We start from the raw sequence: 16318 nt of genomic DNA on the forward strand, positions 1-16318 counted from the left end.
TGTTCAATTCGTCGTTGGCGTGACCGGCTGGGAGGCTGGCAGGTACAGCGTCATGCAAGTGCCGGCGTCGGCGCTACTGGCAACACTGACGGCACCATTGCTTTGCCTGGCAAATCCATAGACCTGGCTCAACCCCAATCCAGTTCCCTTGCCAAAGGCTTTGGTGGTGAAAAAAGGTTCAAAGATACGTGGCAGCACATGCGGGGCAATGCCTCGGCCGTTGTCGCTGACATCAAGACGCACAAAGCTGCCATGCAAGTCATCGACCTCCCCCTGCAGTTGGCAGTTGCGCGCCTGCAAGCGGATGACCCCGTCGGTCTCGATAGCATCGCGGGCATTGAAGATCAGGTTGAGCAAAACCATCTGCAACTGACCACCATCGACTTCGACATCCTGCACGTCCTCGTCGATCTGTATTTGCAAGTCGATGTCTTTAGGCAATGCCTGCCCGAGCAACATCCGCGTCGAGTCGATCAAGGGTGGCAAGGCGACCCTGCCGGAATTCAGTGCCTTGTACCGGGCAAAGCTGAGCAACTGCTGGGTCATCTGCGTGCCCCGCTCACCGGCATCGAGAATATGTTCAAGCAAACGCTGGGTACGCTGCGGGTCTCGGCTGGTGAGGGCCAGGCGGGCCGAACCGAGAATGATGGTCAAAAGATTGTTGAAGTCATGGGCCATGCCGCCGGTCAATTGCCCGAGGGCTTCAAGCTTTTGCGCCTGGAACAGCTGCGCACGCATGGCGTCGAGCTGCTGGGCGGCCTCGCGGCGGTCGGTGATGTCGCGGGTGATTTTCGCAAGGCCGACAATTTCGCCGTCCGTCCCTCGGATCACATCCAGCGCTGCCAGGGCCCAGAACTGCGTGCCGTCCTTACGCACACGCCAGCCCTCATCCTGGGCAACCCCGGTACTCAAGGCCAACGCCAGCAGCCTGGCTGGCCGGCCGTCGATACAATCCTGCTCGGTGAAAAACAGCGAGAAGTGCTTGCCGATCACTTCGTCGGCGCGCCAGCCCTTGATCCGCTGCGCACCGGCGTTCCAGGACACCACATAACCATCGACATCAAGCATATAGATGGCGTAATCCACCACCGCCTGCACCAGTTGCTCATACCGACTGGCGTGCATGGTGTGCAAATCCGAGCGATTAGAAGAACCCATGGCAGCTCCACGCACATCGCAGACGTAGTCAAGAATAGACAGCATACGCCGCTTGCTGCGTCACCGGCCCGGCAATTCTTCCGGGTGTGTCGCTACGGTGTTTGCCTGGGACGCGTCTTGAACACAAGGTACAGGCACCCCGCCAGAATCAGTGCACCACCGAGGAACGCGAATACGCGCTGCTCGGTGGCAAGGTCCGGATCACTGCCCATCATCACCAGCAGTACCCCCGATACGATCAGGCTGAAAAACAGAAAGGCTGCTGCCAACCAGGCATGGACGAACAGCAAACGCCAGAACCATCTGGCACGAGACCTGGGTGGCGGGGGTAACGAGGGCTCGGGCGCAGACACGTCGCAACTGACTCATGTTGGATCCAATTCGCGGTACAGTGGCCGAATGACATTCCGGTGTCAATTGCTCTATAGTCCGCCCCTTCCCTGCTCATATCACCTGTTAATGAGGGCGCAACACTTGGCCGCCGACCCACGGATGAAAGGCATTCGCGACGATTTGCACAGTACGGCACGCGAACTTGAACGCGTGTCGCGCGAACTGGACGGCCACGCCCGCTACCTGCTGCGCTCGATCCACCGCACCGACGCCGCCGAGGTACTGGGGCAGATTCAGGGGCTGCAAGCCTCGGTGGAACAGCTTCGCGACGTTGCCCATCGAATCAGTCGATAGGCCCCGCCCAGGCGACGCCTGGAAGCCGGCGTGCGGTTGACTCAAATATAACGATGAGTTATAAAGCACGCTTGATTGCGGAGGAAAAGCATTTTCCCCAGGGCTTCGATTCAATAGCACGCCCGGTCGCCAGACGCTTTCAAACCTGTGCGAGTGTGGTGGAATTGGTATACACAGCAGACTTAAAATCTGCCGGCGTGAGCCTTGCGGGTTCGAGTCCCGCCACTCGCACCATCTTCTGAAAAAGGCGCCTTGAAGGCGCCTTTTTATTGCCTGCGATTCAGGCCCTGCCCCACCTGCGGCGCAAAGGCTGCAAGCACCTGCTATGGTGAAACTGCCCTATCACAAAGGAAGGCAGCCATGCGCTATACCCTGTTCGACAACCAGCGTGACGTGATCATCCTGCTAGCGCGGATTCTGTTGATGATCCTGTTCGTGATGTCCGGCTGGAGCAAGATGACCGGCTTTGCCGGCACCGTCGATTACCTCGCCTCCCTGGGCGCCCCCATGCCTCAGGTCGCCGCCGGGGTGGCAGTAGCCATGGAGTTCTTCGTCGCCATACTGTTGATTGTCGGGTTCTATACCCGCCCGCTGGCGTTTCTGTTCGCCCTGTTCGTGGTGGGTACCGCCGTGATCGGCCACCCCTACTGGAGCATGGTCGACCCGGCGCGTGCAGCCAACAGCGCTCAGTTCTTCAAGAACATGAGCATCACGGGCGGCTTGCTGCTGCTCGCCGTTACCGGTGCCGGCAGGTTCTCGGTCGACGGGCGATAAGCCGGATTGCAGGATAGGCTCCTCCCACCGACGTCACACGCGTGGGAGGCGCGGCCTCTCGCGGGGCAAGCCCGCTCCTACAAGTCGTCCAGGGTATCGACGCCTTCGTCCCAGTCCACTTCGTCGTCTTCTTCGTCATCTGCCGGGTCGTCCATCGGATCGACTTCGTCCTGAAAAGCGGAATCGTCGTCATGGAACTCATGATCCAGCAGGTGATCATGTTCGGGTTCGTGAAGGTCTTGTTCGTCGTGCATCAAAAGTTCCTGATTCTGCCGCACATCAGCGTGTGCCGGCCTGGATGAGCGCGCAATGATCCCAGCTCACTTCTGACGAAGCAACGCGGCATTGGCCTGTCGCACCATCTGCACCCATTCGCTGGCACTCACCGAACCTGAATGCTCTAGCTGCCCTGCAGCCAACAGGGCCTGGTCATACTCCGCTTCCTGCAAAGAATGTTCGCCAAGATACCTGGCCCGCCATTCCAGGATCGCCGCGGCGCCTTGTTTATCGTCCATCCCCATCCTCACGTCGCGCTGATTGAAGGCACGCAATCCAGGTGCCGCCTGAAGGGCGGCGAGATTACACCACATCAAAGCCAATGAGAATTGTTAGCATTTTTACCTGAATGGGAAACAGACGGACGGACACCCGCTTGCGCCGGGCATCTGCTTGGAAAAGGCCTCATGAGGCAGTGTTTTGGTCGCTAACGACCTTGTTGGCCTTCGACACACCGACTAATACTTAAGTCTTACCTGGGGAGGTATAAAAAAATGCTGCCAAGATTCGTTGTCGTTCCAGCAGTGCCCATTGAGACGCATTCTGTACGCAACGGCACTCGATACTACGCAACTACGGTCACCGGAGGTTTTGACCTCTATGACAATCAGGAAAAGCTTCGACTCAAGCCCAGCTATCCCACCAGGGCCGAGGCCGATGCCGAATGCGCCAGAAGAAATAGCGAGCCCAGCTGTCACTATGCGGTGTTTCCCCTACTACGGACGGTTTGAGCCACATGTGATCCTGGCTGTTTGACGATTGTACTGGCGTCTCTTCGCGACACGTATTTGCGGGAGTCCTGCCATGAACACATCTGCGTTTGCCCTGGTAGCCGTGCTGTCAGCGGCAGGTGGCTGCTCTACCGACGCCTATGTCTTTCGCGACCAGCCGCTGGTCGCGAAGGTCGAGTCGGGGATGAGCAAAGATCAAGTCGAGCGTATTGGCGGCAAGCCATTGTCGGTATCGGATCGCACTGTCGAACCGGGTACCTGCTTTGACTACATGCTCACTGCAGCGGGTCGAACCCAGCCTTACCATGTCAGTTTCAATGCGGATGGAAAGGTGGACCATCAAAGCTACATGACCTGCGCCCAATGGAGTCACGCCCAGCAAAAATCCAGGGACGCCCCCACCAATATGGGCGGCATCGGTGGTTCGGGTTACTAGCACAGTGAGCTACGCTCAATAGCGTTGACACGAGCCTGCTGTACTCGCGTCTGGCTGGTTTTATTTCGTTCGGGAGAACCGTTATGAAGTACCTGGCAGCGTTTATCGTCGCACTGACACTCGGCAGTTCCGCCTTCGCCACTGAGTGCGATGACAGCATCAAACAGCTCGAAAACATCGACAGGACCGACGGACAGGCACTTGCCGGCGGTAAGGTCGATGAGTTTCGCGAATTGCTCGAGCAGGCCAAGCAGGCACAAAAAGCAGGCGATGAAGAGTTATGCAATTCATCGGCGCAGCGTGCCCTGCAGATCTACAAGGTTGGACGCAGCAAATAGGCAACCTTGATGCGTAGCCGCTGTCACCCGGCGGCGGCTACGAGCAGGCCCTCATGATGTTGCTGAATACTCCCCTGAGTAGTTTGTTCGGACTACTCGGATTTCCCCCTCAATATCCTCCCTTTTGCCCTCGCAGTATCGGCACCTGCCTCTCTACTATCGACGTCAAAAATCAACAATAACGATGGAGACAGAACATGGCCCGCACAGGGAAATGGTCACGCCTACTTGCCGTGGCAGGTGCACTACTAATCGCGTCACTGGGTGTAAAAGCCGCCGACAAGCCGAACATCCTGGTGATCTTTGGTGATGATATCGGCATGTTCAATATCAGCGCCTACAACCAGGGCATGATGGGCTACGAGACGCCCAACATCGACCGTATCGCGCGTGAGGGTGCGTTGTTCACCCACTCCTATGGCGAGCAGTCCTGTACCGCCGGGCGCTCGGCCTTCGCGCTGGGCCAGCACCCCTTCCGCACCGGCCTGTTGACGGTTGGCATGCCTGGTTCCGAGCATGGCATTCCGGACTGGGCACCGACGATCGGCGATGTGATGAAGCAGCAAGGCTACACCACCGGCCAGTTTGGCAAGAACCACCTGGGTGATCGCGACCAGCACTTGCCCACCAACCACGGTTTCGACGAGTTCTTCGGCAACCTCTACCACATGAATGCCGAGGAAGAACCGGAAACCTACTACTACCCCAAGGACCCCGAGTTTCGCAAAAAGTACGGCCCGCGCGGGGTGATCCACTCCTACGCCGACGGCAAGATCGAAGACACCGGTGCCCTGACCCGCAAACGCATGGAAACCATCGACGAAGAACTGGTGCAGGCCACCGAAAACTTCATCGACAAGGCGCACAAGGCAGACAAACCCTTCTTCGTCTGGTTCAACTCCACACGCATGCACATCTGGACCCACCTGAAGAAAGAGTCCGAAGGCAAGACTGGCGTTGGCCTCTACCCCGACGGTATGGTCGAACACGACGGCCATGTCGGTCAGTTGCTGAAAAAGCTCGATGACCTCGGGATCGCCGACAACACGATCATCATCTACACCACCGACAACGGCGCACAAAAATTCACCTGGCCCGACGGCGGCACCTCACCCTTTGCCGGCGAAAAAGGTACATCCAACGAAGGCGGCCATCGCGTGCCCTTGCTGGTCAAGTGGCCCCAGGTCCTCAAGCCGGGCAGCCGCTACAACAACATGATCGCCCATAACGACTGGATGCCTACGCTGGCAGCCGCCGCCGGTGACCCGACGCTGGTCGCCGACCTGGCCAAGGGTGGCAAGCTCAATGGCAAGGACTATCGAGTCCACCTGGACGGCTACAACTTCCTGCCGTTCTTCAAGGGTGAGGCCAAGGACAGCCCGCGCGAAGAATACTTCTACTTCAGCATGGCGGGGGATCTGGACGCGATCCGCTGGAAGGAATGGAAACTGAGCTTTGCGCAGATGGAGGGCGACTTCAGCACCAGTGCGCGCAAGGTGACCAACGTGCCGGAGCTGACCAACCTGCTGGCCGACCCGTTCCAGACAGCCCGCAAGGAATCGCCCAGTGCCCGGCGCTGGGCGGCTGACCAGGCCTGGTTGCTGGTTCCGATCAAGGCCAAGGTCGGCGCCTTTCTGGGAACCCTGTCGCAGTACCCGTTCCAGGAAGGGGTCAGCCTGAACGTCGGCAGCATCAACTACCAGAGCCTGGCGGTGAAGAAAGCGCTGATGGACTTGAAGAAGGCGCCACCGGCCAAGGCCGGCGAATAGACGTCGTCGAGGACCTGAAACACAAGGGCAGCCATTGGCTGCCCTTTTTCGTTGGTGCTGTGATCCGTACTTTGCAGGTCAAGCGTCTTGCCACAACACGGCGTTTTCGGTCGCTGCGCGCGAGGTGAAAAAACGATTGGCCGGCGCGTCGTGATCGGCATGCCCAAACGACACACCACACACCACCAGCCGGCTTTCATCAAGTGCGAAGTGGCGCCGCACAAACGCTGAGTGGCTGGCCAATGCCGCCTGAGCAATGGCCCCAAGGCCCAGCGCCTCGGCAGCCAGCAGCAGATTGGCCACATAACCACCGCAGTCGACGGCACCGTAGGTACCGAGCCCTCGTTCGGTGGTAATGATCGCTACGTGCGGCGCACCGAAGAGCGAGAAGTTACGTAGCATCTGCTGCTTGCTCGCCACTCGGTCACCCGGCGCAATGCCCAGACTTTCGTAGAGCTGCTGCCCACATTCACGCCGACGTTGTTGGTACACCCCTTGATACTCAGCCGGAAAATCAAAGTCCGGGTGAGCGGAGCCGGCCAGTAACTCGGCGGCGTAGGCAGCCCGAAACCGTTCCGTCGCCTCGCCACGGGTAACGATGACTTGCCAAGGCTGGGTGTTGCACCATGAGGCCGAGCGCTGGGCCAGTGCAAACATGTTCATTGCCTGCTCATGTTCGACGGGCTGCGGCAAAAAGGCCCGGCAACTGCGGCGGCGGTGTAACAAGCGTTCCAAGGTGTCGAGGGGTGCGGGGTTCATAGCGGTGTCCTGTTCGATTTCATGAAAATCATCCCGACACTGATGCTGACGGACGCCCCCGTGCTGGCACAACCACCAACAGTGGGGGGCATGGGGGGGGTAGTTTCAGTGCAACACCGGCACTATTTGACGCCGATATCCTCTGCGAAGCGAAGCAGGTATCCATCGGGGTCCAGCACGAGAAAATTTCGTTGGCCAAACTGCTGATCGTGGCTGCGGTACCAACGCTCTTGCGCAGTGCGCCTGAGCGGCCAGCCTGCCGCCTCAAGTGCAGCAACAAGCGCCAAGGCATCGGGGCACTCGATGGACAGATTCATTCCACGCCCATAGGGCGGCTCAAGCGGACCGACTCGCCAAGGCGATTCGCTGTGCCAATCCTGCTCCAACATCAACTGGCTTTTACCGAAGGAGAGAAAGGCGAACTTATCCTCCGGCCGATCGTACTCAAGCGTGAACCCCAGCACTTCACAGTAAAAATGAAGACTCTGCTCCAAATCTGAAACGATCAACTCGGGTACCAGTGCATTCAGCTTGAACATCGTTGCGCTTCCATTGCGTTACATCCGTGGGTAAATCCGACCCTGTTCATAGGGGCTCCCCGCGCCTTTGAATCATCACGGCGAGGCCCGCCAGCAGAATGGCGAGCAGGTAGGCAAACAGCCCGAGGTTGATCCCCAGAATCATTTTTTCCGAGCCATCCGAGAGCACCATCGATCCGCCGTAGCCGTCACGCAGCCAGTAAGCCATCAAGAAGCCCCCGGTGACGAACAGGGTGAGCAGGCTCGCGAGCCTGAGGTCATCCTTGCCCCACACAAGCCAGACGCTGAATGCGCCAATGGCTGTATTGGTAAACAACTGCCAGGTCTCGTGCAGCCGCGCATGGGCCTCCCATGCCTGATTGAAGACGTGGGTTTCATTGATCTCGAGAATCGGTACAACGACGGCGTAAAAAACAATGCCAATGGTCACCAGGCACTTTGCCAACATGTGAAACCTCCCTGTCCTGCTTTGACCCAACGTACCCGGCAGGCGCGTCACCCTGCTGCAGAGCGCTGCCTTTTTATCCGATACATATCGCCATCGGCATGACTGAGCAGTGTATCGGCATCCTCCCCGTCCGCCGGGTACAAGGCCACGCCGATACTGCAGGACGGCATGGCGATCCCGTCAAATTCAGCGCCCAGCGGTTCGGCCATGACGGCGAGGATCTGCGCTACCTTCTCGGCAACCACATCCTGTGACTGCAGGTCCGTCAACAGCACAGTGAATTCATCGCCCCCCATCCGCGCCACCGTGTCAGTCTCGCGCACGCAACGCTCCAGCCGTCGTGCAACCGTACACAGCACGCGATCACCCGCCGCGTGCCCATGAACATCATTGATGCCCTTGAAATCATTGATATCCAGAAACAGCAACGCCAGCGTGTTGTTGTGGCGGTGTGCAGCTCGAAGGGCCGAGTCCAGGCGATCATTGAACAGCGACCGATTGGTCAGGTGTGTCAGCGGATCGTGATGGGCCAAGAAGCGCAGTTCGTCCTCGGCCTGCCTGAGCGCGGTGACGTCCCGTGCGACACCGATGCGCGCCCCTACCTCCCGGGACCAGAAGGCCGCCCACAGAATGTGAACCACACCTCCATCCTTGCGGATGTAGCGGTTGCGAAAGTCGACATGGGCGTGACCATTCATGACTCGGATGATCGAGGCGCGCGTCACCGACAAGTCGTCAGGGTGGATGTAGTCGGTAATCGGGGTACCGATCAGCTCAGCGGCACGGTAGCCGAGCAGTGCCTCGCAGGCGTCGCTCACAAATACGATCTGGTTGTCCCCGTCGACCACGAAGACCGTGTCCAACATCAGATGGATCAGTTTGGGGTAGAGCGCTTCTAGGTCTACGGGCATAGGCCAGGGGGTCCGGTTTGTTCTTCATGATCATAGCCCGACGGGCCCGTTTGGCGACGCTGATCTGCCCATCATGCGACGAAGCGCAGAGGACGTTGCGGTCAATTCTGCCGGAATTGCGCAACTTATGGCGCAGAACTATTTTTTTCAGCGTTTTCAACCAGATACATCAACTTATTCAGTCAAAACAACTAGCCCACACTTCCTATACTGCGGGGCGGCGTCCGCATGCCAGCGCGCTCCAGCGAGCCAGGGTGCTTGTTGTGCTGTCAAGGGGATAGCCGTTCTGCGGAAATGCGGGGACAGGAAGTGCCTCACGTTTCCATGCACTAATAAGTCTAAGAACGAGAAAAGTTTAATGAATAAACAATCCATCCAGATTGCGCTGGCCTACATGTCCGTGGTGATCGGCGGCGGCTTCGCCTCCGGGCAGGAGGTACTGCAGTTCTTCACCGGCTATGGACTGATTGGCATTGTCGGTACTCTGGTCAGCGGTGTGCTGTTTGCCTTCCTCGGCATGCAGATCGCCCGGATGAGTTCGCAGATGCAAGCGAACTCACACAAGGAAGTCCTTTACCGTTTGTTCGGTGCGCGAATCGGCCTGGTCGTCGACGTCGTGCTGTCGTTCTTCCTCTACGGTGTCGGCGTTGTGATGCTGGCTGGCAGCGGTTCGATCTTTACCCAGGAATACAACCTGCCACCGCTGTTCGGGGGCGTCCTGATGACCGTCCTGGTGATCGCCACCCTGTGCCTGCACGTCACCCGCATCATCAACCTGATCAGCGCGGTCATGCCCTTCCTGCTGGCCATGGTGCTGATCATCACCACCTACTCGATCTTCAACTACAACGCCTCGATCGAGACCCTCGACGCCGTTGCCCGCGAGAACAACGAGACCGTCACGGGCAACTGGTTCGTCGGCGCCCTGCTGTACGCATCGTTCAACATCGCCGTAGGTTTCCCGATGCTCGCCGTTATCGGTGGCATGACCAAGCAGCCCAAGGCCGCAGCCGTCGGCGGCATACTCGGTGGTCTTGGCCTGGGCGCGCTGATCCTGCTGCTGAACATCGGCCTGTTCGCCAACATCAACCAGCTGCAGGGCATCGAAATGCCGTCGCTGGCACTGTCGGGGCGTATCTCGCCAATCCTTTCGGTGGTGATGTCGATCGCGCTGGTCTGCATGATCTACAGCACGGCGGTCGGTATGTTCTTTGCCTTCAGTGCCCGCTTCGCCAAGCCTGATACGCGCCGCTTCAAACTCGTCAGCGCAGTGACCGTATGCGTGGGCCTGGCCTTGAGCCTGGGCGGTTTCAGCAAGTTGGTCGGCACCGTCTATCCACTGCTGGGCTACGTCGGCTTTGCGCTGATTCTCGCCATCGGCTTCAGTTGGGTACGCGGCCGCGCTGCTGCCAAGGCGCAACGCGCCGAACTGAACGCTCTGTCCTGAGGCTCACACCTATAAGCAGCTGAGCCCCCGCAGTGCGTTGCAAAAAAACCGATGCCAGGTCCTGGCATCGGTTTTTTTATGCCCGCTCAACTGCTGGTGCCCTGTGCCTTCAGGCTGATCGCGACCTGCTTCCATTCTTTAACACTTGTAAGTTGATACTTACGAGCTAGGTTTGTTCCTACACCTTGGTACAGCACATTCCTATACCGGAGCGTTCCATGAGAATTTCGCCACAAGGAGCTACACCATGAAGTCGAAGTACCTGATGATCACGCTCTGCGTTACCTCACTGGCGCTGTCAGGCTGTGCCAGCAAGTACGTTGAATCCGATCAATATTCCGGCTTTCTCAAGGACTACAGCGCCCTGAAGGAAGAGAAGTCACCGTCGGGAGCGGCGGTCATGCGCTGGATCGACCCGAAAGTCGATGCCAACAAGTTCAGCAGCGTTTATATCGAACCAAGCCAGCTTTACCCCAAGCCACAAGCGACGGAGAAAATCCCGGACTCCACCTTGCAAGGCATCACCCAGTACTACAACCAGGCGCTGCAAACCCAGTTCTCTAAAGTTCTCCCCCTGGCCAAAGGCCCAGGCCCGGGCGTGTTGGTCGTGCGCCCGGCGATCACCGCCGTGAGCGCCAAGACCAAGGGGCTGCGTCCGTATGAAGTCATCCCGATCGCCCTCGTCGCTGCGGGCGTCAGTGCCGCCACTGGCATTCGCGATCAGGACACCAGCCTGTCGACCGAAGCGCAGTTTATCGATGCCAGCAACAACAAGGTCGTTGCCCAGGTGGTGCGCAAAGGCGCCGGTGCCGAGCTGGAGAACTCCGACCAGGTCATGACGGCCAAAGACGCCAGGGCCGTGCTCGATGGCTGGGCTACCGACATGGTCAAATCGTTCCAGCAACTCAAGGCCAAGCACTAGGACGTGACCACACATGCACAAAGCCCAGCGCGACGCTGGGCTTTGGCTACGACCTAGGTGTGTGAACACATCAGCGCTGCATCCAGCAACCGTCCCTTGTCATACCAGGCATCGCGTTGATAGGCAGAGAATTGATGCTGGCTGCCGGAACTGTGGACCTCGACAAGGCCCGAGGCCTTATTGGGGTCGGTGCTATCGACAAAGAGCTTGAGGGTGTTGTTTTCCGTTACGGTGTACGTCTTTGAACCGCCGGGAAGTTCGTCTTGCACACAGACAACATAATCGGGTGGCGCCTTTACTGTGGTACCCGAGGTGTAATCGTCTCCCTTACGGATATCAGGATTTTGTGCACAGCCTGCGAGGAAGCAGGCAACCAAAAGCGACAACGTCAAATCACAGGTGGTCGACCTTGAACCCTTCATGTGACACCTTCCGTCTGCCCCCTGGTCAATCTTTGGATAGCTACGGATAAAAGCTGCCATTTTTTAGTTGTAGGCCGCACTGAAGCTCATGAACCCATCGCCCCTAGAGCGTAGCTCTCGCCGGAATTGAAGATTATTCTCGTTGGCTATTTTCCATACGTTGAAACTGCATAACTTCCTGCAAAAGCCTGGGCAGATTTACAAAGGCTTTTTTTCGGGCTTCAGCAAATCGGTTCAGCACCGCCAGCTTTGCAGGATCGCCTTCCTGCAGGCTTCTCAACACGGAGGGTAGAAGGTGCAAATGGCACTGAGCAAGCCAGCGTGACAACCCCGCGTCGTGCTTCCACTGCCGCTGATTGTCAAGATAAACGGCCCACATGCGGAGCCAGTCCGCCGATGAACGGGGTGCCGGAACAACCCCACAGAGTTGATTCATCCGCACCTGATCGTCGAGATGGCTTTCTACATAGGCAATAAGCGCGGCACTGAACAAGATCTGATAACTGCTGACCGTCACCACATTGATGCGATTGCCATCAAACGCTTTTACGCTGCCTTCAGGAATGATCGGAATAGCACTCGCGCTGCAGTCAATGTAGAGGGCATCAATACCAGCAGCGATACTGCCCCGCTCAAGCACTACGCGGTTGGCTTCAATCGCGTGAACCCGCCCCAGGCGCACTACATCGTTGATGCTTCGTAGCGCCCGCAACTCCCCCTGTGAAACGGTTGCCCCACGAAAACCGGTAGGTTCGACAGTTGTATCAATGCGCAGCAGTTCACCGGCACGTTCGAGCCTGAGGAACAAGTCAGCGAGCGAGTCCGCAGCGCCTATTGCTTCAAACTGATTGGCGAGGCTACCGATGGTACGGACAAAGTTCTCCGGGCCGGGTTGGACATTGGCGCGATCCAACAGCCAGAAGGCATTAGGAACAATCCATTGAATCCTGTTGGCTGCCACCCCATTCTGCAACAGCCACAAACAGGCATCGATGGCGGTCTTCCCTCCCCCTACCACGACGTAACGCGAGTGGGGCTTTTCGATCCTGGGCAAGTCGTTCAGCGGAACACACCGTACACCCGAGGCTATTTGGTAACGCGGGGCATGGGTCGAAGGAACGGCTGTCTGGGCGATCGTTGCATCCACCAGCTTCCTGCGTACCTGGATGGCATTACTGTCGCCCGTCAACAAAGAGGTGATGCAATGTTGACTGCTGCGATCACCTTCGTAATTGTGCATCGGAAAGTAATGCACCCGCCCTGACGGCAAGAATCGCTGCTGCATCAACTGGTCGAAGTAACTGACAATCTCGGCACCTGAGGCCAGCTCATACATGCCCTCGCCCCATTCCGATTCGTCCTTTAGACCGGAGCCAAGTTCGCGGGAGTTAACACCATAGAAAGCAGATGGCTGGTGCAGGCGGACAAACGAGTAGGCGTCATTCCAGTGCCCACCGGGTTGAGCATGCCGATCCACCATCACTACATTCGCATCCGACTCATCGAGTAATGTGTCGACGAAGGCCATTGCAGTTGCCCCCGCGCCGATCACCAGATAATCGGTACTTGTGGTTGCAGTGTTCATGGAAGCGCCCTCACTGCGATGAAAAATGCTCCTCCATCTTGTCAGGCTAGTTCTTTTTGTATGCAGCAAGAGAACAGTTGTTACTTACCGACATAGCCATCGGCAATGAGCCTGAGAGCGAGCTCGTCTGCCCAGATAATGCGGCAGCCGTGCCGCTCATAGGTTCCCCACCGGCGGCGCCGATACCGACAAGATTAATCCGTAGATGGCGAAGCTTCTTCACCCGCTTGGCATCCTGACTGAAGTCGAACACCCAGCCATTGGCGAATACGCGATCGATTCTGGCCTGCTCTGCGGCAACTTCAGCGGGGGGGACGCCTCCCGGTGCCCGCGATGTAAATCCTGAGCCAATGCCCGTTCAACGACTGCAGCCAGTCATCCGTTCTCACTTTACCTGGCACCCTTGTCCAGACATTATCGCCGCGCAAATAAAGGCCATCTGCCAATAAGAAATTAGGGAGCGTGACAATAATGAAGTGGCTCGCGAGTAGCGCAATGCTAATGGCTGCGCTCAGCGTTGGGGGTTGTGTAACGGCTCCAGTTTCAAACATGACCGCCCCCACCTGGGTAACCACCTCCAGTGCAACCACGCAGCAAATCTGGGGCGTCTACGACGGGCTCGCTGGCACCACCTGGTCGGCACCGAACGCCTACACGCTGTTCTACCGCTGGGCAGTGCCCCAACAAGTCCTGGTGGAAGAATTCCGCCACCCCAAAACCGGCGAACTGGCCGGCACCAACATTATCGTTCCAGGCGCGGCACCGGGTAGCTTGGCACTCACGTCGTCCGTGGCGGGAATGCAATGGCAAGGCACGCTGGACGCAAACGGCAGTGCCCTTTTCGCCCGTGACGGCATGATGAAAATGCCTTTGCGGGTAAGCCGGACACCGGCCGGCGAATTGCTTCAAGAGAAGGTCACGCTGAGCGGCACCGCGGTGGTAACCGTGGACGCTTCCACGACATACAAGCTGGCAGCAAATGACGCTGTCGCCACGGCGGCAGGCTATTTGCCCGCCCCTCGCAATGAATCCACTCCCCCGCCCCTAACGCCCGTCGCCCATGAGCACGTGGATAGTCAGGCAGAACAAAATGTGCCATCCAGCCAAAACTGGGGCGTGCTCGAAAAAATCTCAGGAAAAGTGTGGCTTGTGGAGGGGACAGGGGGACGAGGCTCCCACTCGTTCGTTCTGAAAGTTGAAAAATCCAAGTCCCGAGACGTTATCTCTGCTTATACGGGGAACGGTTATGTATTTGAAAAATCCATGGATTACCAGCGCTCCCCGTCTGGCGGCCTGAGCGCCACAGGAAACACCACAATTGGCCACAAGACCAATATGCGAGTCATCATTGGCGCCAATGGCGAGATGGTCAGGTTTAGCGACGAATCCCATCGCGACACCTACAACCTTAATGAACTCGGCGAGCTTATTATAAAACGCGAAACGAAAGGCTGGCTCAGTGATACGTGGAGCACGGAAAGCGAGATCCGCTTAAGAGACGTGACCATGGGCCCAGAATGGGGAGCTTTCGCCAAGCTGGCAGGCTTCGCGTGGATCAATAAGAAGAACACATTCCCAACTGTCTACTACGACATTTCATACCCAGAAAAAAACACAATCCAGATATGGATCGGGCCGAACAATGACAATTACTGGGGCACGGATGGGGCGTTGCTAACGGGCAAGAACATGACTGGCCACACTGAAAGCAGCATAAAAAACACCTATCTTCTGGAACCTGGCAATTCCACTTATACCGTACACAGCCCCTCCTCAATGACTCGCGCCATCAGCGAACGTCGCAAGGATATCTATTCCCTGATCGATGAGAACACCATCAGAATCTCGCAACTGGAGATAAAAGATGGCTCGTGGCAGCCCGTTAAAGAAATTGAATTGTCTCGCGAGCAGAAGAATGAGAAAGATGACCGTCTTCAACAATGGGCGACCTACGAGCAGAAGAGACGGGACAGTGAGCGTTCCACCCAGTTCCTGAATAATATGGCCGCATTGAATGGAGCGTTGACGGCCGCCAACGAGGTTGCCTCACGACAAGTGGCAGAGTCCCAAGCCAGCCTGGATCGGACGCTCGCCGTTGTCTCTCGGCAAGCCCAACTTGAGCGCGCCACGGCCCAACCGACGGAGTCCTCTTCCATCAGCGCCCCCTCAACCGAGGCAGAACAGGACGCCACGGTGGCCGCTGCGCTGGCCCAGGTTCGTCAAACCGCCGAGCAGGCAGGTGGCGACCCGCAGTTGTTTGCACAATTAGACGAAGCCCAGCAGTTACTCGCCGAGAAAAAAGCAAAGCGTTCGCAGCAGGCCGGCACCCACAAGATCCTCCCCTCAAAAATCCAACTGAGCACAGCGACCAACAGCATCACGCCAACCGCTATCCAGCAGGAAGTCATTGAGCCCTCCGATACGATGGCGCAGGGCAAGGTTCGCCTCTGCAATCGTCCCGGTGACGAAGGTCCAGCCCATTGGCCAACGTGTCCGCAAACACGTGCTGAAGAAGCAGAGTCCCGCCGCCTCGCTACGTCAAAGGGCAGTGGGAGCGACACCTCTCAAGGTAAACACTCGGTGCCTACCCGGACCGGCTCAGGGAAAGCTCCAGGTGGTTCGGGAGACACGTCGCAGACCAAGCCCCCAAGCAAGGCGAGCACAAGCGATGACGAGCCATTTGCGTGGTGCACACAGAACAAGAAAGGCTTCAAATGCTGGGGGCCATACGGCCCGATGCCCACAGAAGCTACGTTAAGGGGTGCTCTGGGTAGCACTGGTTGTGGCAACGGCGACGGCGATACGCCAGCCCTTGGCGAAACCACTCGCTTCGATTGCAACATCAGGAAGGTGAAGGGCCTTCATGGCTACGTTCCTGAAGATCCGCCGGACTGGAAATAAGCGGATCGCACGGCCAAGCCTGCCTCGTGCGGGCTATTCGCCTTTGGCTCAGCCCATCCGCGAGCGCCCGATTCTGGCCGCTCGACGATGAGCTTGAACGTGCTCGCCTGTACCTGGAAACGGGTCATGAAATCATCGGTGCCAATCGTTTGATGAAGATGAGTTCATGACCGTTTTTACCCACTTTGGGCCATTAGCAGCCAGCCCAAAGAAAA

The 16318-nt window shown here is 57.8% G+C and carries 19 protein-coding genes and 1 tRNA gene; 10 read left to right on the top strand and 10 right to left on the bottom strand.

What is annotated here, in order from left to right:
• Nucleotides 1-3: 3 nt before the first annotated feature.
• Nucleotides 4-1158, bottom strand: coding sequence for a two-component system sensor histidine kinase NtrB (locus tag U9R80_RS16430; RefSeq protein ID WP_301842800.1), 1155 nt, complete (start codon nucleotides 1156-1158; stop codon nucleotides 4-6).
• A 92-nt stretch (nucleotides 1159-1250) separates the two neighbouring features.
• On the bottom strand, nucleotides 1251-1448 hold the full coding sequence (locus U9R80_RS16435) for a hypothetical protein (protein ID WP_301842799.1): 198 nt from the start codon (nucleotides 1446-1448) through the stop codon (nucleotides 1251-1253).
• A 202-nt stretch (nucleotides 1449-1650) separates the two neighbouring features.
• Here U9R80_RS16435 and U9R80_RS16440 point away from each other — a divergent pair, with 202 nt between their 5' ends.
• The 3 genes from U9R80_RS16440 (at nucleotide 1651) to U9R80_RS16450 (ending at nucleotide 2619) form a co-directional block, all read left to right on the top strand.
• Nucleotides 1651-1845: a hypothetical protein gene (locus U9R80_RS16440; RefSeq protein WP_301842798.1), complete on the top strand. Its 195-nt coding sequence runs from the start codon at nucleotides 1651-1653 to the stop codon at nucleotides 1843-1845.
• 149 nt (nucleotides 1846-1994) lie between these two features.
• Nucleotides 1995-2079: transfer RNA gene (locus U9R80_RS16445), tRNA-Leu, on the top strand.
• A gap of 126 nt (nucleotides 2080-2205) precedes the next feature.
• A complete protein-coding gene (locus tag U9R80_RS16450) occupies nucleotides 2206-2619 on the top strand; it encodes a DoxX family protein (protein WP_301842797.1) in 414 nt (137 codons plus the stop codon).
• A 77-nt stretch (nucleotides 2620-2696) separates the two neighbouring features.
• On the opposite strand, the gene U9R80_RS16455 is transcribed toward U9R80_RS16450, so the two are convergent.
• Together U9R80_RS16455 and U9R80_RS16460 are read right to left on the bottom strand one after the other, a co-directional pair.
• Nucleotides 2697-2873 (bottom strand): hypothetical protein, encoded by a 177-nt coding sequence (locus tag U9R80_RS16455; protein ID WP_301842796.1) that lies wholly within the window; start codon nucleotides 2871-2873, stop codon nucleotides 2697-2699.
• A gap of 66 nt (nucleotides 2874-2939) precedes the next feature.
• Entirely contained in the window at nucleotides 2940-3134 is a 195-nt protein-coding gene (locus tag U9R80_RS16460; protein WP_301842795.1) for a hypothetical protein, read from the bottom strand.
• A 255-nt stretch (nucleotides 3135-3389) separates the two neighbouring features.
• Here U9R80_RS16460 and U9R80_RS16465 point away from each other — a divergent pair, with 255 nt between their 5' ends.
• The 4 genes from U9R80_RS16465 (at nucleotide 3390) to U9R80_RS16480 (ending at nucleotide 6169) form a co-directional block, all read left to right on the top strand.
• Nucleotides 3390-3626 carry a hypothetical protein gene (locus U9R80_RS16465; RefSeq protein WP_301842794.1) on the top strand — a complete coding sequence of 79 codons (237 nt, stop codon included), beginning with the start codon at nucleotides 3390-3392 and terminating at the stop codon, nucleotides 3624-3626.
• Between the two features lie 73 nt (nucleotides 3627-3699).
• The gene (gene osmE / locus U9R80_RS16470; protein ID WP_301842793.1) at nucleotides 3700-4062 is read left to right on the top strand and encodes an osmotically-inducible lipoprotein OsmE; all 363 of its coding nucleotides are present in this window, start codon (nucleotides 3700-3702) and stop codon (nucleotides 4060-4062) included.
• Nucleotides 4063-4145: 83 nt separating this feature from the next.
• Nucleotides 4146-4400: a hypothetical protein gene (locus U9R80_RS16475; protein WP_301842792.1), complete on the top strand. Its 255-nt coding sequence runs from the start codon at nucleotides 4146-4148 to the stop codon at nucleotides 4398-4400.
• A gap of 197 nt (nucleotides 4401-4597) precedes the next feature.
• The gene (locus U9R80_RS16480) at nucleotides 4598-6169 is read left to right on the top strand and encodes an arylsulfatase (protein ID WP_301842791.1); all 1572 of its coding nucleotides are present in this window, start codon (nucleotides 4598-4600) and stop codon (nucleotides 6167-6169) included.
• 78 nt (nucleotides 6170-6247) lie between these two features.
• Here U9R80_RS16480 and U9R80_RS16485 read toward each other — a convergent pair whose 3' ends face one another.
• From U9R80_RS16485 to U9R80_RS16500, 4 genes are all read right to left on the bottom strand, one after another.
• On the bottom strand, nucleotides 6248-6832 hold the full coding sequence (locus U9R80_RS16485; protein ID WP_324803287.1) for a nitroreductase family protein: 585 nt from the start codon (nucleotides 6830-6832) through the stop codon (nucleotides 6248-6250).
• 218 nt (nucleotides 6833-7050) lie between these two features.
• A complete protein-coding gene (locus U9R80_RS16490) occupies nucleotides 7051-7467 on the bottom strand; it encodes a bleomycin resistance protein (RefSeq protein ID WP_301842789.1) in 417 nt (138 codons plus the stop codon).
• Nucleotides 7468-7513: 46 nt separating this feature from the next.
• Entirely contained in the window at nucleotides 7514-7915 is a 402-nt protein-coding gene (locus U9R80_RS16495) for a hypothetical protein (RefSeq protein ID WP_301842788.1), read from the bottom strand.
• A 47-nt stretch (nucleotides 7916-7962) separates the two neighbouring features.
• The gene (locus U9R80_RS16500; protein ID WP_301842787.1) at nucleotides 7963-8826 is read right to left on the bottom strand and encodes a sensor domain-containing diguanylate cyclase; all 864 of its coding nucleotides are present in this window, start codon (nucleotides 8824-8826) and stop codon (nucleotides 7963-7965) included.
• Nucleotides 8827-9184: 358 nt separating this feature from the next.
• Between U9R80_RS16500 and U9R80_RS16505 the strand changes: the two genes are divergently transcribed.
• Both U9R80_RS16505 and U9R80_RS16510 read left to right on the top strand, forming a co-directional pair.
• Nucleotides 9185-10273: a YkvI family membrane protein gene (locus U9R80_RS16505; protein ID WP_301842786.1), complete on the top strand. Its 1089-nt coding sequence runs from the start codon at nucleotides 9185-9187 to the stop codon at nucleotides 10271-10273.
• A gap of 247 nt (nucleotides 10274-10520) precedes the next feature.
• On the top strand, nucleotides 10521-11195 hold the full coding sequence (locus U9R80_RS16510; RefSeq protein WP_301842785.1) for a DUF3313 domain-containing protein: 675 nt from the start codon (nucleotides 10521-10523) through the stop codon (nucleotides 11193-11195).
• A gap of 53 nt (nucleotides 11196-11248) precedes the next feature.
• Here the strand turns inward: U9R80_RS16510 and U9R80_RS16515 are convergent, their stop codons facing one another.
• Both U9R80_RS16515 and U9R80_RS16520 read right to left on the bottom strand, forming a co-directional pair.
• Nucleotides 11249-11617 (bottom strand): hypothetical protein, encoded by a 369-nt coding sequence (locus tag U9R80_RS16515; protein ID WP_301842784.1) that lies wholly within the window; start codon nucleotides 11615-11617, stop codon nucleotides 11249-11251.
• A gap of 133 nt (nucleotides 11618-11750) precedes the next feature.
• Nucleotides 11751-13202 (bottom strand): NAD(P)/FAD-dependent oxidoreductase, encoded by a 1452-nt coding sequence (locus tag U9R80_RS16520; RefSeq protein ID WP_301842783.1) that lies wholly within the window; start codon nucleotides 13200-13202, stop codon nucleotides 11751-11753.
• Between the two features lie 549 nt (nucleotides 13203-13751).
• Between U9R80_RS16520 and U9R80_RS16530 the strand changes: the two genes are divergently transcribed.
• Nucleotides 13752-16103, top strand: coding sequence for a hypothetical protein (locus tag U9R80_RS16530; protein WP_301842782.1), 2352 nt, complete (start codon nucleotides 13752-13754; stop codon nucleotides 16101-16103).
• Nucleotides 16104-16318: the final 215 nt, after the last annotated feature.

It is taken from the genome of Pseudomonas sp. JQ170C (genome assembly GCF_035581345.1).
GTDB lineage: Bacteria > Pseudomonadota > Gammaproteobacteria > Pseudomonadales > Pseudomonadaceae > Aquipseudomonas.